The sequence below is a fragment of the Variovorax sp. LjRoot290 genome (assembly GCF_964253985.1).
Lineage (GTDB): Bacteria > Pseudomonadota > Gammaproteobacteria > Burkholderiales > Burkholderiaceae_C > Variovorax.
Genome location: NZ_CAXURW020000002.1, coordinates 1,303,982 through 1,319,359 on the forward strand (window position 1 = coordinate 1,303,982; position 15,378 = coordinate 1,319,359).

At 66.0% G+C, this 15,378-nt stretch carries 13 protein-coding genes and 1 pseudogene; 8 read left to right on the forward strand and 6 right to left on the reverse strand.

Annotated features, from left to right (window positions below):
• Nucleotides 1-13 precede the first annotated feature (13 nt).
• The 7 genes and pseudogenes from ACSQ9A_RS35240 to ACSQ9A_RS35270 form a co-directional block, all read left to right on the forward strand.
• Nucleotides 14-1,156 (forward strand): NAD(P)/FAD-dependent oxidoreductase, encoded by a 1,143-nt coding sequence (locus ACSQ9A_RS35240; protein ID WP_436307388.1) that lies wholly within the window; start codon nucleotides 14-16, stop codon nucleotides 1,154-1,156.
• The gene (locus tag ACSQ9A_RS35245; protein ID WP_436307389.1) at nucleotides 1,146-1,454 is read left to right on the forward strand and encodes a (2Fe-2S)-binding protein; all 309 of its coding nucleotides are present in this window, start codon (nucleotides 1,146-1,148) and stop codon (nucleotides 1,452-1,454) included. Before ACSQ9A_RS35240 ends, ACSQ9A_RS35245 begins: the two co-directional genes overlap by 11 nt.
• Nucleotides 1,444-2,820 (forward strand): NAD(P)/FAD-dependent oxidoreductase, encoded by a 1,377-nt coding sequence (locus tag ACSQ9A_RS35250; protein WP_436307390.1) that lies wholly within the window; start codon nucleotides 1,444-1,446, stop codon nucleotides 2,818-2,820. Before ACSQ9A_RS35245 ends, ACSQ9A_RS35250 begins: the two co-directional genes overlap by 11 nt.
• A 34-nt stretch (nucleotides 2,821-2,854) precedes the next feature.
• The gene (locus ACSQ9A_RS35255) at nucleotides 2,855-3,208 is read left to right on the forward strand and encodes a RidA family protein (RefSeq protein WP_436307391.1); all 354 of its coding nucleotides are present in this window, start codon (nucleotides 2,855-2,857) and stop codon (nucleotides 3,206-3,208) included.
• Nucleotides 3,209-3,233: 25 nt separating this feature from the next.
• Nucleotides 3,234-3,896 (forward strand): aspartate/glutamate racemase family protein, encoded by a 663-nt coding sequence (locus tag ACSQ9A_RS35260; protein ID WP_436307392.1) that lies wholly within the window; start codon nucleotides 3,234-3,236, stop codon nucleotides 3,894-3,896.
• A 349-nt stretch (nucleotides 3,897-4,245) separates the two neighbouring features.
• Entirely contained in the window at nucleotides 4,246-5,514 is a 1,269-nt protein-coding gene (otnK, locus tag ACSQ9A_RS35265) for a 3-oxo-tetronate kinase (protein WP_436307393.1), read from the forward strand.
• Nucleotides 5,511-5,804 (forward strand): annotated as a pseudogene (locus ACSQ9A_RS35270) (class II aldolase/adducin family protein); the annotation flags it as partial. The gene otnK and the pseudogene ACSQ9A_RS35270, both read left to right, overlap by 4 nt.
• A 543-nt stretch (nucleotides 5,805-6,347) precedes the next feature.
• Here ACSQ9A_RS35270 and ACSQ9A_RS35275 read toward each other — a convergent pair.
• From ACSQ9A_RS35275 to ACSQ9A_RS35285, 3 genes are all read right to left on the reverse strand, one after another.
• Nucleotides 6,348-7,700 (reverse strand): hypothetical protein, encoded by a 1,353-nt coding sequence (locus ACSQ9A_RS35275; RefSeq protein ID WP_436307394.1) that lies wholly within the window; start codon nucleotides 7,698-7,700, stop codon nucleotides 6,348-6,350.
• A 2-nt stretch (nucleotides 7,701-7,702) separates the two neighbouring features.
• Nucleotides 7,703-9,784: a LamG-like jellyroll fold domain-containing protein gene (locus ACSQ9A_RS35280; RefSeq protein WP_436307395.1), complete on the reverse strand. Its 2,082-nt coding sequence runs from the start codon at nucleotides 9,782-9,784 to the stop codon at nucleotides 7,703-7,705.
• 571 nt (nucleotides 9,785-10,355) lie between these two features.
• Nucleotides 10,356-11,909 carry a carboxylesterase family protein gene (locus tag ACSQ9A_RS35285; protein WP_436307760.1) on the reverse strand — a complete coding sequence of 518 codons (1,554 nt, stop codon included), beginning with the start codon at nucleotides 11,907-11,909 and terminating at the stop codon, nucleotides 10,356-10,358.
• Between ACSQ9A_RS35285 and ACSQ9A_RS35290 the strand changes: the two genes are divergently transcribed.
• Nucleotides 11,868-12,014, forward strand: coding sequence for a hypothetical protein (locus ACSQ9A_RS35290; RefSeq protein WP_436307786.1), 147 nt, complete (start codon nucleotides 11,868-11,870; stop codon nucleotides 12,012-12,014). The genes ACSQ9A_RS35285 and ACSQ9A_RS35290 overlap by 42 nt on opposite strands.
• Nucleotides 12,015-12,188: 174 nt before the next feature.
• Here ACSQ9A_RS35290 and ACSQ9A_RS35295 read toward each other — a convergent pair whose 3' ends face one another.
• The 3 genes from ACSQ9A_RS35295 to ACSQ9A_RS35305 form a co-directional block, all read right to left on the reverse strand.
• The gene (locus tag ACSQ9A_RS35295) at nucleotides 12,189-13,112 is read right to left on the reverse strand and encodes a LysR substrate-binding domain-containing protein (protein WP_436307396.1); all 924 of its coding nucleotides are present in this window, start codon (nucleotides 13,110-13,112) and stop codon (nucleotides 12,189-12,191) included.
• Nucleotides 13,113-13,477: 365 nt separating this feature from the next.
• Nucleotides 13,478-13,723, reverse strand: a complete 246-nt coding sequence (locus ACSQ9A_RS35300) for a hypothetical protein (protein ID WP_436295118.1) — start codon at nucleotides 13,721-13,723, stop codon at nucleotides 13,478-13,480.
• A 317-nt stretch (nucleotides 13,724-14,040) separates the two neighbouring features.
• Nucleotides 14,041-15,372, reverse strand: a complete 1,332-nt coding sequence (locus tag ACSQ9A_RS35305) for an MmgE/PrpD family protein (RefSeq protein WP_436307397.1) — start codon at nucleotides 15,370-15,372, stop codon at nucleotides 14,041-14,043.
• Nucleotides 15,373-15,378: the final 6 nt, after the last annotated feature.

Consider the following 15,378-nt stretch of genomic DNA (forward strand, 5'->3'; position numbering starts at 1 on the left):
ACCAAAGGCATACATGTCTTCGAGCGATGTGATCGTGATTGGCGGCGGCTTGGTCGGCACGGCAGTGGCCTACGGGCTGGGCCAGCTCGGCAAGAACATCACGGTCCTGGATGAAGGCGACGATGTGTTTCGCGCTTCCCGCGGAAACTTCGGCTTGATCTGGGTTCACGGCAAGGGCCGCGGCGTTCCCGACTATGCCCGCTGGACCAGGGAGTCCGCGCGGCTGTGGCCCGCGCTCGCCGCGCAACTTCACGGCGAAACCGGCATCGATGTCCAGGCCAGGCAGACCGGCGCCTTCAACCTGTGCTTTTCCGAGGCCGAACTCGCCTCGCGCAGCGAGCGGCTTGCCGCCGTGCGCGATGAAGTAGGCGGCGAATATCCCTACGAGATCCTCGACCGCGCGGCCCTGCTGCAGCGATTGCCCCACGTCGGACCGAAGGTGGTCGGCGCCAGCTACTCGCCGATGGACGGCCATGTCAATCCGCTCAAGCTGCTGCGCGCCCTGCACACCGCGTGCATCCAGCGGGGCGTGATGCTGAAGACAGGCCATGGGGTGGAGTGCATCACGCACGCAGACGGCCTGTTCACGGCGCACATCCGGGGGCAGCAGTTTCGCGCGCCCAAGCTCGTACTGGCCGCGGGACTCGGCAACGCGCGCCTGGCCGGTCAAGTCGGCCTCCACGCGCCGGTGCGGCCGAATCGCGGGCAATTGATCGTCACCGAGCGCACCGAAAAGCTCTTCGACTATCCCACGGGGCATATCCGGCAGACCGACGAGGGCGGCATCCAGATCGGGGAGTCCATGGAAGACGCGGGCTTCGACGACAGCACAACGACCAGCACCTTGGCCGAGCTCGCGCGCCGCGCCGTCGCCAGTTTTCCCATGCTCGGCCAGCTCAATGTGGTCCGGGTATGGGGCGCGTTGCGGGTGATGACGCCCGACGGCTATCCGATCTACCAGGAGTCGACATCTTGCCCGGGCGCCTACGTCGTCACTTGCCACAGCGGCGTGACCCTGGCCGCGGCCCACGCCTTTCGCATCGCCCCGTGGATCGACGGCGCAGCCGCGCCCGAGGAGCTGGACGCCTTTCGAGGCGATCGCTTTCCCGCCGCAGACCATCCGACACAGGCCCTGGATTACCACCATGCCCACTGAACCGCTCTTTCACCCAATCTCGGCGGCCACCGAGCCCTCCATCGATGTCGAGTTCGACGGTCGCCGCCTTGCGGTGCTGGGCCAGCGCTCGGTGGCTGCCGCCTTGCTGGCGGCCGGTGTGTCGCGCTTTCGCTCCACGCCCGTGTCGGGTGCGCCACGTGCTCCCTACTGCATGATGGGCGTTTGTTTCGAATGTCTGCTGGAAATCGATGGCGTGGCCAATCGCCAGGCGTGCCTCGTGACAGTGCAACCGGGCATGAAGATCCGCTCGCAGGAAGGCGCCCGCCATGCAGCTTGACGCGGTAGACGTGGCGGTGATCGGCGCGGGCCCGGCGGGTCTCGCAGCGGCTGCCAGCGTGGCCGAACTGGGGCTGTCGGTCGCATTGCTCGACGAGCAGTCGCATCCCGGCGGACAGATCTACCGCGACGTCACTCGCGTTCGGGCCGATCGGCTGCAGGTGCTCGGGAACGACTACGCCGCAGGCCGAGCGCTGGTGGAGCGCTTCACGCAATCGACGGCGCGGCACGTGGGCGGCGCGTCCATCTGGAACATCACCCGTGACCGCGTCATTCACTACTTGAAGGATGGGCGATCCCAATCCATGACAGCCGGCCAGGTCATCCTGTGCACCGGTGCGATGGAGCGGCCATTTCCGATTCCGGGCTGGACGCTGCCCGGCGTGATGACGGCCGGGGCGGCGCAAATCCTTCTCAAGAGCGCCGGCGTGGCGCCATCGCAGCCGGTCGTGCTTGCGGGCTGCGGACCGTTGCTGTACCTGCTGGCTTGGCAGTACTTGCGGGCCGGTGTGCGCATCGGCGCGATCGTCGACACCACGCAGCGCGGCGACTACCTGCGGGCCCTGCGCCATCTCGGCGGCGCCATCGCGGGATGGCGCGACGTGAGGAAAGGGCTGGGCCTGATCCGTAGCATCCGCGACGCGGGCATCCCCTACCACCGCGCTGCCACCGATCTCGCCGTGGAAGGGAGCGCACGGGCGGAGGCCCTGCGCTTTCGTATCGGAGCCACGTCGCACCGGGTGCAGACCGACCTGGTCCTGCTGCACCAGGGCGTGGTGCCGAACAACCAGATCACGGCGTCGCTGCGCCTGGCGCACCGTTGGGACGACCAGCAGCTGTGCTGGGTGCCGGCGGCCGATGCCTGGGGCCGCCTCGAGCTGGACGGCTTCCTGATCGCCGGCGACGGGCGTGGCATTGCCGGCGGGTTGGCAGCGGCCTTGCAAGGGCAGCTCGCCGGCGTGGCCGCGGCGCACGACGCCGGGCGCGTGTCCGAACTCGAACGCGACCGCCAGGCCGAGCCGCTGCGGTCGGCGCTTCGTCGCCAGCTGCACATCCGGCCTTTCCTCGACACGCTTTACCACCCCAAGATGCAGCATCGCGTGCCGGCCGACGACGTGATCGCCTGCCGCTGCGAGGAAGTCTCGGCCGGCGAACTGCGCCGATCGGTTGCCCTCGGCTGCCAGGGGCCGAGCCAGGCCAAAGCCTTCACGCGCTGCGGCATGGGCCCCTGCCAGGGCCGCCTTTGCGGCCTGACGGTCACCGAGGTCATCGCGCATGAGCGCGGCGTCTCTCCGGCCGAGGTCGGCCACTACCGGATCCGCGCTCCCATCAAGCCGATCACGCTCGAACAGCTGGCCGCACTTTGATTCCATTTTTTCTCAACGCCTGGAGATCGCACCAATGACCGACATCACCCGCATCGAACCCACCCATCGCCTCAGCCGCCTGGTCGTGCACAACGGCGTCGCCTACATGACAGGCGTCACCGCGCAGGACGGCACGTTGGACATCCAGGGCCAGACCCGCCAGGTGCTCGAGAAGATCGACGGCCACCTCGCCAAGGCCGGCATCGACAAGACGCGCATGCTGTCGGTGCAGATCTGGTTGAAGGACATCGAGCGCGATTTCGCGGGCATGAACGAGGTGTGGGACGCGTGGGTGCCCAAAGGCGCCGGTCCGGCACGCGCCACCGGCGAGTCCAAGCTGGCACACCCCGACTTGCTGGTGGAGATTCTGGTCACCTCCGCTGTCTGAGTCGTTGACCACCCGAAGGGCTTCCATGATCCGGCGCATTGCCTTCATCCATACGGTCGCGATGCTGGTCGAGCGTTTCCGTCCGCGCTTCCAGTCGGAACTGCCAGAAACAGACTGCTTTCACATGCTGGACGAAAGTGTCCTGCAGGATCTGATCCGGCAAGGTCCTTCAAGCGGCATCACGCGCCGCATCGTCACACTCTCACAAGTGGCGGCCGATGCGGGTGCCGAGCTGATCGTTTTCACGTGCTCGTCGACCTCACCGGCCATCGATACCGCGCGCCAGACGGTGAGTGTGCCGATCCTCAAGATCGACGATCCCCTCTACGCCCGCGTGGCAAGCGCGCCAGGCCGCGTCGGCCTGATCTGCACGACCTCGTCGACGGTCGCACCGAGCCGGGCACTGCTGACTGCGCACGCCCAGAGCGCGGGCCTGGATATCCCGGCGGAGAGCGTCCTGTGCGCGGCGGCATTCGACGCCTTGGCCACTAACCGGCGTGACCTGCACGATCGCCTCGTGTGCGAGGCTGCGGCAGAGTTGGCGCCACGCGTCGATCGCATCGTCCTGGCGCAGGCCTCGTTGGCGCACCTGGGCGAACCGCTCGCCGACCAACTGGGGCTGCCGGTCTTCGCGAGCCCGGAACTGTTGGTGCAGGAGGTGGTCGCCCGAGTACGGGATTCGGCCTGATGCTTGCCCGCCATGACCGAAGCCGCCGCCCCCTCACGCTCGAGGTCTTGAAGGCGGCGGCAGAGAGCGCGCGCGCCCAGGGAGTTTCAGTCCTTGCGCTCACGGACAGCGTCCTGTCGCCATCTGCCCGCCACACGCAGGTCATCCTTGAAGGTGCGCGACGCGGAGCTCGCCGGCTTCCGCACGGTGGCGGTGTCGTTGGCCTTATGCCATGGCCTGGCCGTAGGCCTGGTCATGGAAGAGGAATCCAGGACTCGGCGCGGCACGCGGCGAACGGCACGATAGTCATCGCCTGGCTGCGATCCTTCTCGGGCAGCAAACTGTCCTTCGCTCGCAACAAGGAATAGCCATGACCATCCTGCTCGGCTGCATCGCCGACGACTTCACCGGCGCGACCGATCTCGCCAACAACCTGGTGCGCGCCGGCATGCGCGTGGTGCAGACCATCGGCGTGCCGCAAGAGCCGCTGGCCGCCGAAGTCGATGCGGTGGTGGTGGCGCTCAAGTCGCGCACCATCGCGCCGGCCGAGGCGGTGGCGCACTCGCTGGCCGCGCTGCGCTGGCTGCAGGCCGAGGGCGCGCAGCAGATCTATTTCAAGTACTGCTCCACTTTCGACAGCACGCCCGAGGGCAATATCGGGCCGGTGACCGAGGCGCTGATGGATGCGCTGAACTGCGATTTCACCATCGCCACGCCGGCCTTCCCCGACAACAAGCGCACCGTCTTCAAGGGCTACCTGTTCGCCGGCGAGGTGCTGCTCAACGAGAGCGGCATGCAGAACCATCCGCTCACGCCGATGACCGATGCCAACCTGGTGCGCGTGCTGCAGGCGCAGACGCGGCGCAAGGTGGGGCTGATCGATCATGTGGCCATGGCGCAGGGACCGGCCGCGATCGGCGAGCGCATCGCACAGTTGCGCGCGCAGGGCGTGGGCATCGCGATCGTCGATGCGGTCTCGAACGACGACCTGCTGCGCCTCGGCCCGGCGCTGGCGCAGATGCCGCTGGTCACGGCCGGCTCGGGCGTCGCGATCGGGTTGCCGGGCAACTTCGGCATCGCGCCTTCGTCCGCCGCGAGCGCGCTGCCTGCGGCTTCGGGGCTCAGGGCCGTGGTGTCGGGCAGCTGCTCGCTTGCCACCAACCGGCAGGTGCAGCACTTCATCGCATCGGGACGGCCGGCGCTGGCGATCGATCCCTTGCGCATCGCGGCAGGCGTCGACGTGGCGACCGAGGCGCTGGACTGGGCTGCACCGCTCGTCGAATCCGGCCCGGTGCTGGTCTATTCGACGGCCGAGTCCGGCGCCGTGAAATCGGTGCAGGGCCGGCTCGGCGTCGAGGAGGCCGGCGCGATGGTGGAGCGCACCATCGCCGCGATCGCGCGCGGGCTGGTCGCGCAAGGCGTGCGCCAGCTGGTGGTGGCGGGCGGTGAAACGTCCGGCGCCTGCGTGCAGGCGCTCGGCATCGCGCAACTGCAGATCGGCGCGCAGATCGACCCCGGCGTGCCGTGGTGCCATGCGCCGGCCGCGGCGGCCGGCGGCGCGAGTCTGCATATCGCGCTCAAGTCCGGCAACTTCGGCACTGACGATTTCTTTTCGAAAGCCTTTACAGTCATCGGATGAAAGAGAGCGAATCGCGCGAAGAGATCTGCCGGATCGGCCGCAGCCTGTTCGAGCGCGGCTATGTGCATGCCACCGCCGGCAACATCAGCGTGCGGCTCGATGACGACGGCTTCCTGATCACGCCCACCGATGCCTGCCTCGGATTTCTCGACCCGGCGAAGCTCGCGCGCCTCGATGCCGGCCTGAACCAGACCGCCGGCGATCGCGCCAGCAAGACCATCGCGCTGCATGCGCGCATCCATGCCGCAGCCACGCGCTTCGATGCCGGAACGCGCTGCGTGATCCACACCCCGAGAGCATCCATATCGACGCGTCCGGCGGCATCGCGTGGAAATGCGTACGCGCGTTTGGCATGGAATAGTGACTGGAAGCGAAGCTCGTAGTCGAAACGCGGGGTTGCGGCATCAGATGAAGCGTTTCATGGCGATCTCCTTTTGCGTGCATTGATGTTCGCCCGCGCAGCCCGTTTGAACTAGCCCCTTCGTGCGCTCGCTATCCGAAAACTGCCAGTACTTGCGTTGGAGCCATAAGAAGGGGGCTCATCGATGACCATGCCGTGCAGCAGCTCTCAGGCGCTTCACTTCATCAAGGAGGCGGTTGTCATGCCGCCATGAACCTGCCGCTCGATCAAGAGATGCGGGTGGAGTGACGTGGAGAAGGTCCAGAAACAGCGAAGCCCAATACCGTGGAAGCCCGTCCCCGTCCCACGGGCGAAACTACGCGCCTGGCGCTAGAGCTTTCACCAGCGCGGTGTTGCCGCTTCCGCCAACTGGGGCAATCCGATCATCTTCAGGTGATCAATGTGGGAGGGAACAGAGGTTGCTGGCGGTGCGCTACTTCAAGGTGGCGCCGCCTCGTGCGAGGTACTGACCCGACAGGCGGGCAAATTGGCCACCATCGGTGCTGATCGAGGTTTGATGGGCCCCCCCTGAGCTGAAGACGATCGCGAAAGTATGGGTGTCACCGTACTCCTGGGCGTTGCGCAGCATGTAGTCGACATGGTTGTTGCGATAGTGCAGGTCGGTGCCACCGGGCGTGGCGGACGGCACGCCCATCGGCGTCTGCCACCACAGGATCGGCAGTCCATTGCCCAGGGCTGCGCGATAGTCCGAAATCTGCCTCTGGGACTCGTGGAAGTTCGGGCTGGTGATGTTGCTTTCGTCCCAATAGAACGGGCCGCTTCGTCCCGTGCATTCCGCGGGAGGCGATGGGACTTCCCTGCAGCCCGCGTCGCGGTCGCTCGTCTGGGCGACGATGAAGTCTGCCTGATGTGCCCCGACCGCCCGCATCTGCGCGCCGACCGCGGCAGCGGTGCCGCTCCAGAATGCGGGCGGGAACCCCACCAGCGCCTTGGGCGCGATCTGCCTGCCCATCTGCACCAGGCATTGGCCGAGGCCCCCGGCGGTGTTCGGCAAGCCGCCGCATTCGGGCTGGCTGTTCACGACGGCCGCCATTTGCGTCGCATCGCGATTCGGCGCTTGCGCCGCAACGAACCCCCAGAAGTCCGGCTCCAGATTGATCAGAACGGGCGTACCGAGGGCTGCAATGCGCTGGTACATCAGCCGGACCTGCGCCCAGTAGTTGTTCATGAAAGTCGCGTTGGCGATGCCGCTCAAATTGCCCTCGCCGTTCGCAGTCATCTGGTACAGCGTGAACATCGGAATCGCGCCGTAAGCCTGGATGGCCTGCGCGGTGTACGTGACGTACGCCCCGTCGGGACTGTTCCAGCTGGGCCAGGCGCCTGCGCCAACGCCCACGAGGTAGGTGTCCACGATGTCCGGACGAATGCCCTGGCTTTGCATCTGCGCGAGGGTATTGCCCGCGCCGAGTCCGACCAGCACCCGAGCGGGCTTGCCGAGCTTGGCCACCAACGCGGCGGTCGCCGCGACGGGCGAAGCGCCTTCACCTGTGCCACCGGTGCCACTTGTGCCACCGCCGCTTTGGCTATCGCCACCCTGGCTGACGCCATTACCGCCCTGGCTGCCACTGCTGCCGGCCAAGCCACCGCCTTGAGTACCGCCGCCTCCGCCACTGCCGCCACCGCAGGCAAACAGGAGCACCGAAAGCATCAGTGCAGAAACGCATCGTTGGGAAAACATCATCATGAAAAAGGCGCTTTTGAGATTGAAAGAAGACCAGCCGCCGCACACGTCCCGAACTTCGATTCTGGGGATCCGTCGCTTCAAACCTAAACCAACGCTGCGATCTCAGCCGCGCTCAAGGCCCCGTGGTAGACCCGGAAATCGTCCACGCGCCCCGGCAGCGTCGGATCTGCGGTGAACTGGGAGCGCCCGAGCCAGTTCTGCGTGGTCTCCCCGAGGTCGAAGGGCGCCAGCGTCATCTGCGTGTTGGTGCCCACTGCGATGCCGTCGACGTACAGCGTGCCGAGCGTGCCGGACAGGGTCACCGCCACATGCACCCAGCGGCCGGTCGGCAGCGCCGCAACGCCCTCGATCAGCTGCTCGTTGTAGCCGTGAACCGTGGAGATCGCAAAGCGCACCGTGCCGACATTGCTGCGCGGCGTCAGCATCATGTAGCGGCGCGGGCCGGAGCCGAAGTCGAAGACGCGCGACCATGTGGCGGCGCTGTCCAGGTACACCTTCGCCGCAATCGTGAAGTCGGCGAGGTCCTTCACCAGGCCCGCGGCGAGCGTGGCGTGGCCGTTGGCACCGTCGTCGGTCTTCTTCTGCAGCAGCAGCTCGGACTTGATCGCCGCCTGCACCTCGTTCGATGCCGCGCTCTCCCCTGCCGCATTCACGGCAACGATTGCGTAGTGGTACACGGCGCCGGGGATGACGGTGTTGTCCGTGAATGTCAGCGTGTCGGTGATGCCCGAGGTGATCGTGGTGTAGGGGCCGCCCGCGCTGCCCGCGCGCTTGACCGTGTAGCTCTGCGCGTCGGTGCAGCCCCACCACGACAGCAGCACCTGCGGCCCGCGCACCCGCGCCGTGAGGCCGCTCGGGCGACCGCGCGTCGCGATCGGGTCACGCGTGAAAGTCAGGGTTCCGAAACCGAGTTGATCGCCGTTGCTGCCGTCCCGCTCGGGGCGCAGCTGGGCCGCCTGCAGCGCCGCATAGGGCGTCGCGATGCCGAGGCGGTTGGCGTAGTGGTTGTGCACGCTCTCCCAGACCACGCGCTGGTGCCCTTGCGCGCCCGTCGACAGCACGGACTGCGTGCCTTGCCTGTTGATGTTGGTGAGGAAGGGCACCGTGTAGAAGGCGCTGGCCGCATCGCGCAGATTGGACTTCGCCACGTATTCGACGCCGGCGAGGAAGCGGTTGTTCTCATAGCCGTAGATGTCGTCGCCCTGGTTCCACGCCATCTCGCAGAACGCGCCTGCGAGGCCGATGCCCAGCGTGCAGTGGCCCTGGTCGCGGCCGCTCTCCTGCCATTGGCCCAGATAGCCCGGATGCACGTGGTAGACCGCCTGCAGGCCCGCCCCGTTGCCTTGACCGGTCTTGTAGTAGCCGAGGGCCTCGTCGTAGATGTCCTGCCGGTCGCACAGCACGCCGATGGCCAGCATCGATGCCAGCGCGCACTGGTCCCAGTTGGCCCAGTAGTTGGTGATGACGGCACCGTTGTGGTTGACCAGGAAGTTGTGGTTGAGCGGATAGAACACCGTGAGCATCATGTTCTGGAAGCGCGCCAGGTCGCTCGCCGCCCAGCCCGCGTAGGAGCGCATGATCTCGGCCGCATTCGCGAACTGGTAGCCATAGATGCCGGCGGCCAGGAAGCGGTCGGCGTTGCCGTGGATCGCGGTCAGCGTGGACGACCATGCGTTCAGGAACACCACCGCGCGATCGGCGTAGCGCACGTCCCCGGAGACCTTCCAGCGCAATGCGAGCTGATAGGCGCGCGCGATGTCGATGAACATCTGGGCGAAGTTCGAATCTTCGCCGCCGCGGATGACGATGGCCAGCGGACGCGGGCTGGCGCCGAGCTGGGAGCGGCCGTTGGAGGTCAACGCGTTCCAGCCGCTCAGCCAGGGCTCTGCACCGGCCGCGACCTTCAGGCGCATGCGCTCGAAATCGGCTTCGGTGTGCAGCAGGCCGGGATGCGTGAACTTTCGCGCTTGCGAGGCCGGGGTCGAGTTCGCGGCAGGCTCGGTCGCAGCGACTTCGGTGGACGTGGCCGTCGAAGTCGCCGCATTCTGTTGCGCGGTCCCGAGCGCGCCGGCGCCGCCAAAGCCGCTGCTTCCACCGTCTCCGCAGGCCGCGGTTCCCAGGGCCGCGAAGCTCACTGCGCCCATGCAGAAAAGGCGGCGATCCATCGAGATGGTGTTGTTGTCGTTCCCTGATGGATTCACTGTCGACCTGGCGTAGTCCTGTTGAAGGAGCGATTCAGCAACATGCATGCCCGTCGTTCGCGGCGCAGCACCCGAACGGGTCCGCGCAGAGGATCCGTGTCCGGCACCTGACAACCAGCGTCATGCGAGACGCTCGATCAAGCGAAAAATGTCACACTCCGATGCGCTTTAGCGGCGCGCCGGGATCCATGAAGCTGAGGAGATACGAACTTCACCTTACAAGACGCCGCATTCGCTTGAAACGCTCAGCCAAGCTGGAGAGCCACACCGCAGCGCAGCACACGAGCTCAAGGCAAGCTTTAGACGCTTGGTCCGCCGCGCTGGACCTGCTCGTGCAGCCTAACCTGTACCCTGCAATCGCCGCCGGATGTTCGGCCTCGCCAAAGTCGGACAGCCGACACCCATGTCTCCGCGGCGCTCGGTCACCCAGCGCCGCAGGAGGTTGGCCCCACCCCCTCAAGGCAAGTTCTCCCGAAAAATCACCTGACTCCGCGTCCATTCCCCCGCCTCGGACGGTGCGCGTGGCGCGAAACCCTCAATAGCCCAGCACAGCATCCCAGACCGTCAATTGATTCAGCTTCGGCACCGCACCCAGCACGGTGTCGCCTGTTGCGCCTTCGCCCCAGCGCACCGCAGTCGCAGTCCCGGGCCGGTACAGCGGCCAGGCTTCACCGGTGCCGAGCCTGGGCTGCGCCTCGCTGGCGAACGACACCATGGCCGCCATGAATTGGTTGGACAACTGCGCCTCCTGCGGTGCGGCACCCAGCTTGTCGCGGTGGTAGTTCAGTCCGTAGGTTCCGAACAGCATGGGAACCTCAGCGCAGTGCGGCACGCCACGCCCGGGCGCCTTGACCGCATGCATGTAGGTGCCGAAGCGAACCGGCACGCCGGCCGTGGAAAGACGGGCTGCATAGCGCGTCCCGAAATTGCGCAGCAACTGGTCGCCGAAGATGTCCATCCACAGCAGCGATGGCGTCGTCGGCCGCTCTTCCGCAACCGCGGCTTGAACATACACGTCGATGACTGTATTGGCGGCGTCGGTTCGCCCACCGAGCTGGGCCGCCAGTGCGGCGCCCAGGGCTGGCAGCGTGGCGGGAGGTGTCGGCGTGAGCATGGTGTTGGTCGCCGGATCGTAGAGGTCCCACCAGAACGCGCCTTCGTCGAGCGTGTAGTCGATGACGACAGGCAGGTCCGACGGCCAGTCGCGCCGGGTCCAGTCGCCCAGGTAGGTCTTGCCGTCGGCGACGGGCGCGAGCTTGTAGGGCGACGCGCCCGAGGTGAATCCTGCCGGCAGCGGCGCCGCATTCTGAGCCAGCTCCGCATCGTGCAATGCCTTTGCCGGCACGTCCCGCAGCCCGCGTGGCGTGGTACCGAGCTTGGTCGCGAGCAACTCGGTGTAGGCCGCCGCATCCGACACGGTCAATGAGGCAGGCGGTGTCACGTTCGGCGGGCTGAGCAGCACGGCCTTGTGGAAGGTGCTGCGGTACGCAGGGTTCTGGGCCAGCATCGCCGTGTGCATGGCGCCGCCCGATTGGCCCACGACGCAGACGCGCCCGGGATCGCCGCCGAACGCGGCAATGTTGTCGCGCACCCATCGCAGCGCCGCGTCCATGTCCTGCAACTGCCAATTCGCCGTTGAGCCATTGCTCGCATCGACGAAGTCCGGATGGGACAGCAAGCCGAGAGCGCCCAACCGATAGTTGGCCGTGACCACGACGACGCCGCGCTGCGCAAGCAACTTGCCGTTCATGAGCGGCATGCCGGTTGCGCCGGTGCGGAAGCCACCACCGTGGAACCAGACGATCACCGGCAGGCGCTGAGCTCCTGATGGGCTCCAGACGTTGAGCGTCAAGCAGTCTTCGCTTTGAAGGTCTGGCGATGGATAGATCCAGGACACCGTGCCTCCGACGGTCTGCAGGCTGGCTGCCCCGAAAGCAGCGGCGTCGACGATTCCGGTTGCAGGCTGGACTGGTCGCGGCGTCTGGAAGCGCAGTGGCCCTACAGGTGGCTGGGCATAGGAAATCCCCAACCACGAAGTGACGCCATCTTGCTGTCGGCCGCGAAAACTGCCGGACGCGGTTGCGGCCACGAGATTGTCATCGCCGCCGACACCGATGTCGCCGATGCCGCCGCCGACGCTGTCACCGCCACCGCCGCAGCCCACCAGGGGCGCGGCTGCCAGTGCGGCACTTGAGAGCAGGAAGCGCCGGCGTGTGGCCGCTGCGCGAAGAGCGTCTATTTGCATATGTCTCCTGTCGGATGCACCGCCCGGGGGTGAACGGCTAGGGAGAATGCTAGGTATCGCGCGTACTTCGCATAAGGCCGCCACCGCAATGCAGCGTTCCAGAGGTGCAATGATGCAGGGTGGTCAGCGCATACCGCGTTCGAGCGAGGCCATGCCTTCTGCCAGCGCATCGATGAACCGGCGACCCGCCAGCGTGAGGGCGCGCCGCGAGGGATACAGCACGTAGATGCCCACCTGAGGCGCAGCCCAGTCAGGCGCGATCACGCGCAGGCGGCCTTCTTCGATGTCCTGGCGGCACAGCGCATGCGGTAGCTGTGCGACACCCACCCCTGCCAATGCCGCTTCGCGAATGAGCAGCAGGTTGTCGGTGCTGAAGCGCACGTCCACGGCGATCTCATGCTGGCCATGACGGGAATGCTGCAGAGACCATTGCGCAGGATCGGGGAAGAACGTCCATCCCACCGCCGGAAAGCAAGGAAAGTCCGTCGGTCCCGGATTCTCCGGGATTTCGTGCGCCAGACCCGGTGCGCTCACGATCACGTAGTGCGCATGCACGAGGCAACGTGCGACCAGGCTCGAATCACGAAGTGGCTGAAGACTCGGCTGTATGGCGAGGTCTGCCGGCGCCATGAAGGGACGGCTCCTGCCATCGGTCGACTCGATCACGATTTTCACGCGGGGATACCGTGCCATGAACGCGATTGCGATGCGGCCGACCAAGGCCGAAGCCAGCGCCATCGGGCACAACACACGCAACATGCCCGAGGGTTCGCCGCGCGAATCGCTTGCTGCGGCCGCAGCGCCTTGCAACTGCGTACGAACGCTCACCGCGTCTTCGTAGGTTCGCCAGCCGACATCGGTCACCGTGAAACGCCGCGAGGTGCGCACGAGAAGATGGACGCCCAGGTTGTTTTCGAGCGCCGCGACCGAGCGGCTTAGCCGCGAGGGTGGAACCCCGAACCTGGCGCCTGCAGCATTGAATCCCCCGGCGTCCACGACAGCAGCGAATGCCATCAGGTCTTGGAACAGCTTCGACAGTTCATCCATGAGGACGGTAGCTTAAGGTGGTCACGAACGTCAGGTCCTGGGCGAACTGAGCACCACCTGCGAATGACTGGTATTGCCTTATTGTCCTTCGCAAGCATTGGCGATGCTCGACTGTCGTCCGGCGAGGATTGGCCGCGTTTCGCTGAAGGGACAGACTCGGCGATATCGATCGGACCAAGGAGGGCAGTACTCTGACAGTGGGCTCGGCTCCCAAGCCTGCCCAATTGGACGTATGGGACGCACTGCTGGGCTATTAGGATCGCTTGAGACACGTCCTTCAAACGGGATACTCGATGTGGGCTTCGTCGCTCGTTCGCGGCGCAACTTCTTTCGACCGCGGGGAGTCGAGCTGCGCTGCGGAGCAGTTACTGAGCGGCTCGTGTGGGGTCGCGCGGACAGATGACCGGGAATGCGTAGTCGCGCCCCATCAGAGCCCGGGCAAACAGGTAGGTGTTTCGCGCGCGGTCGCCGAGTGCATCGAGATCCACGCGCCCAGCGGCGTCGCAGGGAAAGGCCAGGCACTGCACGCTTTCGGTGATTGGAAGGAAGCGCAACTCACGACTGAAGCTCATGCAAGGCGCTGCGTTCACAGTGTGATGCTGGGATGCCATGATGTCTCTCCGTAGAGTTTTCTCGTTGACAAGAATAGACGCAGGTCCGCAGTGACTGGTGCCGTTGTGGGCGCTGCGGCGGCAGATCGTTGGGGATCGGAGGGCCTTTTCAACAGGAGATAGTCACAAATGTGCGAGGCGAATGCCGGAGCTTCAGAGGTCCATTTCAAGCTGGCCACGATGCTGCGTTTGGCGCCAGGATCCATGCCCACTCCCTGCCAAGGGAAGAACGCGCGAATTGATCCAGAAAGTGACATGGAGCGTCGCTTCAAATTCGACCTGGGATAGTTATCGTTAGCTTTTCGAGTTAAAGGCCGTCAAGCGTGAGGCAGTGTCGCGCTCGCGTCCAATGCCCATATCTGCGCCAGCAGCGCCTGAGAACGGTCGCTTCCAATCACGGGCGACGCCAACTCCATATACTTTCCTTCGAGCTCGTCATCTGTCAGAGCCTGCTCGGGATCACCCTTGCGGTTGGGCTGCAGGTGGTCAAGACGACGCCCGTCGCGGGTCTCGATGACGACGCGTGCGGCGCGCTGCCCTGGAAAGGCCGCATCCAGTGCCGGATCGACCGCGACTTCGATGCGCTCCATCAGCGCGCGCGTGACCTGATCCTCCAGCCGAGCTGGCTCGTAGGCCGCCAGGCGCACGCTGCCGTGCGCCAATGCCGTTGCCACCACGTAAGTCAGGCTGAACCGCGCTTCGTTGGCCGTGGTCGGATGTGTGTAGCAGGCGATGTCGAGCGCAGGCCGGTATGTCGCCACGTGCACGCGCGCGATGTTGCCGGCTTCGAGACCGTAACGCTGCTTCAGCTCGAGCGCAGCGTCGATGGCGGCGAAGGTGTGACCGCAGCCGATGTGATTCTTGAAGGTCAGCCTGGTGATGTGGAAGTCCTGCCCTAATGTCGCACCTGCCTGTGACCAGTCCGGGCCGTTGCTCATGGCTTGGCCCAAACCGATCTCGCCGTCCAGCACGTCAAGCGAGCCGGTGACGCCGCGCCCCGCGAGCTGGGCCGCGAGAACGCCTGCTTCTGCGGCGCGGCCTGCATGCAGCGGCTTGGACATCGAGTCCATGCGGAATGCCTGCTGCAGGCCGGCCGTGAAGGTGGCCGCCGTCGCCAAGGCATGCGCGAAGGCCGGTTCGTCCAGCGACATCAAGCAGGCAGCTGCGGCCGCAGCACCGAAACTGCCGACCGTGCCCGTGCTGTGCCAGTACTTGTAGTGCGGTCGGCCCATGACCACACCGATGCGCGTCGACACTTCGTATCCCAGAACGACACCCCGCAGGAACTCGAGCCCGTTGGCGCCAACGTTCTGCCCCGCGGCCAACGCCGCCGCCACGGTCGCGGCACCCGGGTGATACATGGCGTCCCGGAAACTGTCATCCACTTCTGCGGCGTGAGCGGCTGTTCCGTTGATGAGCGCTGCCGCGCGCGCTGTCGCCGAGCGACCCCGGGCCAGCGAAGCTCGACCTCGGTCGAGGTCATCGGCCAAGGCTTCTTCGAGTTGCCGCACGGGCGCGGCACTCAGACCGGGAAACAGCGAGGCATACCAATCGATCACGGCGCGTTTGGCGTGATGAATGACCTCGGGTGGCAGCGGCTGTCGATGAAACTCGGCAGAGTAACGGGCGAAGACTTCCGTAGCGTGCATTTCAAC

Excerpts from the sequence above, each read along its gene's own strand:
- ACSQ9A_RS35240 (WP_436307388.1), top strand. The coding sequence starts at position 14 with ATGTCTTCGAGCGATGTGATCGTGATTGGCGGCGGCTTGGTCGGCACG.
- ACSQ9A_RS35245 (WP_436307389.1), top strand. The coding sequence starts at position 1,146 with ATGCCCACTGAACCGCTCTTTCACCCAATCTCGGCGGCCACCGAGCCC.
- ACSQ9A_RS35250 (WP_436307390.1), top strand. The coding sequence starts at position 1,444 with ATGCAGCTTGACGCGGTAGACGTGGCGGTGATCGGCGCGGGCCCGGCG.
- ACSQ9A_RS35255 (WP_436307391.1), top strand. The coding sequence starts at position 2,855 with ATGACCGACATCACCCGCATCGAACCCACCCATCGCCTCAGCCGCCTG.
- ACSQ9A_RS35260 (WP_436307392.1), top strand. The coding sequence starts at position 3,234 with ATGATCCGGCGCATTGCCTTCATCCATACGGTCGCGATGCTGGTCGAG.
- otnK (WP_436307393.1), top strand. The coding sequence starts at position 4,246 with ATGACCATCCTGCTCGGCTGCATCGCCGACGACTTCACCGGCGCGACC.
- ACSQ9A_RS35280 (WP_436307395.1), bottom strand. The coding sequence starts at position 9,784 with ATGGATCGCCGCCTTTTCTGCATGGGCGCAGTGAGCTTCGCGGCCCTG.
- ACSQ9A_RS35295 (WP_436307396.1), bottom strand. The coding sequence starts at position 13,112 with ATGGATGAACTGTCGAAGCTGTTCCAAGACCTGATGGCATTCGCTGCT.
- ACSQ9A_RS35300 (WP_436295118.1), bottom strand. The coding sequence starts at position 13,723 with ATGGCATCCCAGCATCACACTGTGAACGCAGCGCCTTGCATGAGCTTC.
- ACSQ9A_RS35305 (WP_436307397.1), bottom strand. The coding sequence starts at position 15,372 with ATGCACGCTACGGAAGTCTTCGCCCGTTACTCTGCCGAGTTTCATCGA.